Consider the following 6,017-nt stretch of genomic DNA (forward strand, 5'->3'; position numbering starts at 1 on the left):
CGATGCGCCATTCCCTGCTGACCAACACCGAACTCCTCGGCCTGGATCGTGACCGGCTGCTACAGCGTCTGGCCGGCGACACCGCCCCGGACGATGCCCTCGCCTCCGCACTGGACCGCGCGCTGGAGTCGGTTGACGCCGCCGGTCTGGAGGCGCATGCGCTGGATGTCGCCGAGATCCTGCGCCACCTCAACGTCGACCGTCAGACCCTGATCGCCACCCTGCTGGTCCCGGTCTTTCTCGCCGGGCACGCCGACGCAAAGGCCCTGCGCCGGGACTACGGCGAACGCGTCGCGCAGCTCACCGAGAACGTCTCCGCACTGGTCCGCCGCCGCTTCGAGACCCCGGCCGGCCGGCCCGAACAGGCCGAGCGCCTGCGCCGCATGCTGATGGCCATGGTCGACGACGTGCGCGCGGTGCTGATCAAGCTGGCGTTCCGCGTGCAGCACCTGCGCCTGGTGGTCAAGGAACCCGACGCCAGTGCCCGCGCGCTGGCACAGGAGACCCTGGACGTGATCGCCCCGCTGGCCAACCGGCTGGGCGTGGGCCAGCTCAAGTGGGAGATGGAAGATCTCTCGCTGCGCATCCTCGAACCCGAGACCTACCGCGATATCGCGCGCGGGCTGGAGGAGAACCGCACCGAGCGCGAGGAATACGTCGCCCGCTTCACCCGGATGCTGGAAAAGCACCTGGCCGATGCGGGGATCGAGGCCCGGGTGTTCGGCCGGCCCAAGCACATCTACAGCATCTGGAAGAAGATGCAACGCAAGAACACCTCTCTGTCCGAGCTGTACGACCTGCGCGCCACGCGCGTGATCGTGGACCGGCTGGCGACCTGCTACACCGTGCTGGGCGTGGTGCACAACCACTGGCGCCACCTGCCCGGCGAGTTCGACGACTACATCGCCAACCCCAAGGACAACGGCTACCAGTCCCTGCACACCGCGGTGGTGGGGCCGGAGGGAAAATTCGTGGAGGTGCAGATTCGCACCCGCGAGATGGACGAGTTCGCCGAACTCGGGGTCGCCGCCCACTGGCGCTACAAGGAAGGCGGACGCGAGGACCGTGCCCTGAACCAGGCCATCACTTCGCTGCGCCAGCTGCTGGAGAACGACGGCTCCGACCAGAACCTGCTCGACGAGATCCAGAGCGAGCCGCTGCACCAGCGGGTGTTCGTACTGACCCCGCAGGGCGACGTGCTGGACCTCGCCCAGGGCGCCACGCCGCTGGATTTCGCCTACGCCGTGCACACCGAGGTGGGCCACCGCTGCCGCGGCGCCAAGGTCGACGGGCGCATCGTCCCGCTCACCTACCGCCTGCGCTCCGGCGAACGCGTCGAGGTACTTACCGCCCGCGAGGGCGGCCCCAGCCGCGACTGGCTGAACCCCAACCTCGGCTATCTCAACACCTCCCGGGCGCGGGCCAAGGTGCGCACCTGGTTCCGCCAGCAGCATCAGGACGAGCACCTGGCCACCGGCAAGCAGCTGTTCGACCGCGAATGCCAGCGGCTCGGACTGCACGAACGCATCCCCGATCTCGACCGCGACGAGCTGGCGCGGCAGATGAAATACCCCGGGTTCGACGAGCTGATGATCGCGCTGGGCGCCGGCGACATCACCACCGGGCAGATCGCCGGACGCCTGGCGCACATGATCCGCGAGCGGCAGGAACGCGAGAAAAGCACCCGGGAGGATACGGCCGCCGCCCCGCCCGAGCGGCCGAGACGGGGCGAGCGCCGCTCCAGTGGTGAGAGCCGAGAAGCAAACGGCGAGGACATCCGTATCCGCGGCGTGGGCGGCCTGCTGACCACCCGCGCACAGTGCTGCAACCCGCAGCCGGGTGACCCGATCATCGGCTTCATCACCCGCGGTGCCGGCGTCTCGGTCCACCGCGACGACTGCCCCAACATCCTCCACCTGCCGGAGGACAAGCGCGCGCGGTTGATCCCGGTGAACTGGGGCGACGAGCCCGAGACCGAGATCGTGTCACTGGAACTGGAGGCTCAGGACCGCCCCGGGCTGTTCGCCGAGGTCGGCGGGGTATTCTCGCAATGCGGGATCAACCTGCTGCGGGTGAACACGCAGACCGATCCGGAGGATCGCAGCGTGCGCATGGAACTGGAGGCGGAGGTCACGGATCTGGGCGAGCTGAGCGGCCTGTTCGACCGTCTGCACTCACTGGATAACGTGTACGAGGTGCGCCGGCTCAGCCCCGACGGGCGTTCTGATACGCCCCCACCGCCCGCTGGCCCTGACGCAGGCCCTTGATCTCGCGCGCGGTCTCGGAGCGCCGTTCGGCCAGCCCCGGCACCGTGGCCGCATAGAACTCGGACAACCGCTCCAGCGCCGCGCGCACGTCGGCGTCGACGCCCGGCGGAGGGCGGTCTCCGCTGCTCGCCGTGGCACGCTGGATCAGCGCGCGCGCCTCCTCATCCAGCGCGGGCAGGGATTCCCAGTCCTCGGCATCCCGGGCCGCCTGCAGGCGACCCAGGACATCATCCAGCGCACTCGCCAGCGAACGGGGGTCCAAGACGGTCAGCTGGCGCGGGATGCGGACGCATTGCGGTATTCCGGCGGGATCTCGTCCCAGCCTGCCTTGATCTCGCGCAGCAGCTTCGACACCTCGTCCAGACGCTCCGGATCATTATGCAGGTTGGCCTCGGTCAGGCGGCGCAGCATGTAGGAATACAGCGCGGCCAGGCGCTCGGCCAGCTCCGGGTTGTGCTTGTCATCCAGCATCGTGCGCAGCGAGTCGATGATGTCGATCGCCTTGCCGATGCGCTCGCCCTTGTAGGCGATATTGCCCGCCTTCATCGCACCCTTGGCCACCGCGATGCGCTCCAGCGCCCCCTCGAACAGCATCTGCACCAGACGGTGCGGATCCGCCACCTGCACCTCGGACAGCATGCCCGCCTGGCGGTAGGAATCGACGTTCTTTCTCGTGTTCATGCCGTACATGCTCGCCTCCGTTCGGAAACCGGACGGCACCTTTGCGGCACCGCCTGCCAATCATCGATGGATCGTTCTGTTACTGCCCCATACCAGCCAGCTGCTGCTGCAGGTAATCCCCTGTCTGCTGCATCTGGGCCACGGCCGTATCCATGCTGGAGAACTGGCGCACCAGACGGGCCTCCAGCCGTTCGATCCGGTCATCCAGCCGTTCACGCTGGTCATCCACCCGCGACTGCTCGTTCTGCAACCCGTCCTGGCGGACCTGGAACAGACCCTCGCGCCCGGTAATGCTCTCGAGGGTGTCGTCCACCCCGCCGGCCAGGTCGCGCACCGCCGCGGCGATGTCGTCGAAGCCCTCACGCTCCATCGCATCATCGAACCGCTGCGTATCGAACTGCAGCGTCCCGTCACGCTGAGTCGTGATGCCGAGATCCGCGAAGGTCTGGTTGTTGATGCCTTCTACCGACGAGCGTTCGATCAACGCATTGCTCAGGCGGCTGCGTGCACTGCGCACGGTGGAATCACCGGTCAGTACCGACGCCTCGTCCTCCTCGACGTCGTAACTCGTCAGTTCCCGGACCTCACCGATCATGCTGTTGTAGGCCTCGACGAACGACTCCAGCTGATTGCGCAGTGCGCCCCGGTCTTCGCTGACGGAGACCCTCGTGGAACCTTCGGCTTCCAGGTCGATGGACAGCCCCTCGATGGTATCCTCCAGCGTGTTGCTCGAGCTGGTGATCGCCATCCCGTTGATCACGGCCTCGGCGTCCTGTGCCTGCACCATCTCGGTCTGGTTCTCGAGACGCTGCAGATCCGCATCTCCGTCCACGGTCACCGAGATGGTGTTCTCCGCTCCGGTGCGCTCAGCAGTCATCGTCAGGCGCGGGCCGTCGCCGTCGTTCACGATGGAGGCATTCACGCCGGCATCCGCGTCGTTAATCGCATTACGCAGATCACGCAGGGAGTCACCGTCCTCGACCTCGATGGACACCTCATCACCGTTGCCCACCTGGATGGTAAAAGTCCCGGACCCGACATCGTCGCTCGACTCCTCGAACAGCCCGGAATCGGAGGCCACCGTCTGCGCCCGGGCCAGCTGGTTGACCTCCAGGTCGAAATCGCCGTTCGGCGCATCGCCGGTGACGAACACACTGGCCACCTCGTCGTTCGTCAGCGACACCGACTGCTCGGGCTCGAACTCGGCCAGACTCGACACGGCCGAACCGATCCCGTCCATGGTGTTGCTGATCTGCCCGTAGGCGGAGATCTCCGCCTCGATGCGTTCCTCGCGCTCGTTCAGGCGAGCCTCGCGCGGCGCGCGCTGAGCGTTCACCAGATCGCCCACGATCTGATTGAGATCCAGCCCGGAACCGACACCGAGAGAACTGATGGCCATGATCGTTACCTTCCTGCCCGCTGCACGGGTGTTCCGTCGTTTCTGATCAGGTTAACGGCCCTTCGGCCGAAAACTTGAGCGGATGAATCATTATGGACCCAAGCCTGCCCCCGCGGGTCATCCTCGAATGAGAAGAGTCACTGTAGGAGCGGCTTTAGCCGCGAAAACGACCACCATGTGGCCCCCACATCCACATTCGCGCGCAAGCGCGCTCCTGCCAGGCCCTCACGAAGACCGGGCCAGCGCAATAACGCCTTCGACGCAGCAAGAACGATGCCGCCCGGCCCGCACCGCTCAGGCCTTGTCGACAAATCCCGTGCCGCCAAGCGCCCGTTCGTTCTCGAAATGCTCCGCCAGGGCCAGCATCTGTTCCGGCGGGATCTGGCGGATGATCTCGTCGCTTTCGCCATCCATCACCGTGATGACAGTGCGCCCGGTGGAATCATCCACACTGAACTCCAGGGTTCGCTGACTGTTCTGCAGATAGGCGTTGATCGATTCGACCACCGGCTCGAGGTCGGAGGCCTCCACCGGTTCAGCGACCTCCCGCCTCTCGCTACCGGAAGACCCCTGCCGTTCCGGCCCGCTCTCGCTCGCCGGGGCGGCAGCTCCCTTCCGCTCGACAGCGCCACCCCCCGGAGCTTCCGAACCGCGCCCGTCAGCACGCCAGCCCCCGGATTCCCCGGAGCGGGTATTCGGCGTGTAGCCCCCGGCGCCCGGCATGCTGTTGTTGATCATATCCGTCATATGGCAGCCCTCCGTGGAAGGATCCGGCCCCATGCCCGGATCCTTCCAGCGTCGTGGTCAGTGAGAGTTTACTGCAGAAGCCCCAGCACGTTCTGCGGCACCGCATTGGCCTGCGACAGCACGGCGATCCCCGCCTGCTGCAGCACCTGCGCCCGGGTCAGCTCCGCCGTCTCCGCGGCGAAGTCCGCGTCCCGGATCCGCGAACGCGCATCCGACAGGTTCTCCGCGCTGATCTCCAGATTGGAGATCGTGCTCTCGAAACGCGTCTGCACCGCACCCAGCTCCGCACGCAGCGAATTCACCTCGGTCAGCGCCCCATCCAGCGCGCCCATCGCCTGGGTCGCCGTCTCGCGCGTCGTCACGTCGATGTCGTTCAGGGTGACGTCTGCGGCCGTTGCTCCGTCAAACAGGTCCACTGTCGTGGGCGTGGCTCCATCATCCAGGGTCACCAGACCACCCGACACGTCGAACCCGTCGGTACCCAGCTGGGAAGTCACGGCAATGGTCGTGGTGCCATCATTGCTGACCCGCAGGGATGCCTCCAGATTCGCATCCGCGACCGCCGCGGCATTGGTATCACCCGCCGCGGCCGCCTCGGCAATGTCGGCATTGATCAGCCGAACCGCATCTTCCAGCGTCTCCGCACTGCTCAGGTCCACATCAATCTGGGCGAAATCAGTGCCATCAATCTGGATATTGGCGATCGTGTCGATGCCGATGTCCCGGATCTGTTCCTGCGTCAGGCCGTTCTCCCCCGCCACCTCGGTGGTCCCGAGCTGGGACGTCCGGGCATCGACACCGCTCACCGCGATGCTCTGACCCTGGTTCGCCCCCACCTGGAAGAACAGGTCCTCCACCGTGCCATCCAGGATCCGGCCGCCGTTGAATTCCGCCGAGTTGGCCACACGACTGACCTCCTCCAT

Annotated in this window: 6 protein-coding genes; 1 reads left to right on the forward strand and 5 read right to left on the reverse strand. The window is 66.4% G+C overall.

Annotated elements, in window-relative coordinates; genetic code table 11:
* Positions 1-2: 2 nt before the first annotated feature.
* Positions 3-2,267 carry a bifunctional (p)ppGpp synthetase/guanosine-3',5'-bis(diphosphate) 3'-pyrophosphohydrolase gene (locus F620_RS0109620; protein WP_019570394.1) on the forward strand — a complete coding sequence of 755 codons (2,265 nt, stop codon included), beginning with the start codon at positions 3-5 and terminating at the stop codon, positions 2,265-2,267.
* Here F620_RS0109620 and F620_RS0109625 read toward each other — a convergent pair.
* From F620_RS0109625 to F620_RS0109645, 5 genes are all read right to left on the reverse strand, one after another.
* Positions 2,206-2,529, reverse strand: coding sequence for a flagellar protein FliT (locus F620_RS0109625; RefSeq protein WP_019570395.1), 324 nt, complete (start codon positions 2,527-2,529; stop codon positions 2,206-2,208). The two genes, F620_RS0109620 and F620_RS0109625, sit on opposite strands and share 62 nt — an antisense overlap.
* Positions 2,530-2,534: 5 nt before the next feature.
* Complete coding sequence (fliS, locus tag F620_RS0109630; protein WP_019570396.1) at positions 2,535-2,957, reverse strand: flagellar export chaperone FliS; 423 nt, start codon at positions 2,955-2,957, stop codon at positions 2,535-2,537.
* Positions 2,958-3,027: 70 nt separating this feature from the next.
* A complete protein-coding gene (gene fliD, locus F620_RS0109635; RefSeq protein ID WP_019570397.1) occupies positions 3,028-4,347 on the reverse strand; it encodes a flagellar filament capping protein FliD in 1,320 nt (439 codons plus the stop codon).
* 294 nt (positions 4,348-4,641) lie between these two features.
* Positions 4,642-5,127, reverse strand: a complete 486-nt coding sequence (locus F620_RS15625) for a flagellar protein FlaG (RefSeq protein ID WP_369773819.1) — start codon at positions 5,125-5,127, stop codon at positions 4,642-4,644.
* Between the two features lie 35 nt (positions 5,128-5,162).
* Positions 5,163-6,017, reverse strand: an 855-nt coding sequence (locus F620_RS0109645) for a flagellin (RefSeq protein WP_019570399.1), incomplete at its 5' end; no start/stop codon positions are given.

The organism is Thioalkalivibrio sp. ALE11, assembly GCF_000381205.1.
GTDB lineage: Bacteria > Pseudomonadota > Gammaproteobacteria > Ectothiorhodospirales > Ectothiorhodospiraceae > Thioalkalivibrio.

Bases quoted from the DNA above. Each gene is read 5' to 3' on its own strand.
- F620_RS0109620 (WP_019570394.1), top strand. From the start codon at position 3: ATGCGCCATTCCCTGCTGACCAACACCGAACTCCTCGGCCTGGATCGT.
- fliS (WP_019570396.1), bottom strand. From the start codon at position 2,957: ATGTACGGCATGAACACGAGAAAGAACGTCGATTCCTACCGCCAGGCG.
- fliD (WP_019570397.1), bottom strand. From the start codon at position 4,347: ATGGCCATCAGTTCTCTCGGTGTCGGTTCCGGGCTGGATCTCAATCAG.
- F620_RS15625 (WP_369773819.1), bottom strand. From the start codon at position 5,127: ATGGGGCCGGATCCTTCCACGGAGGGCTGCCATATGACGGATATGATC.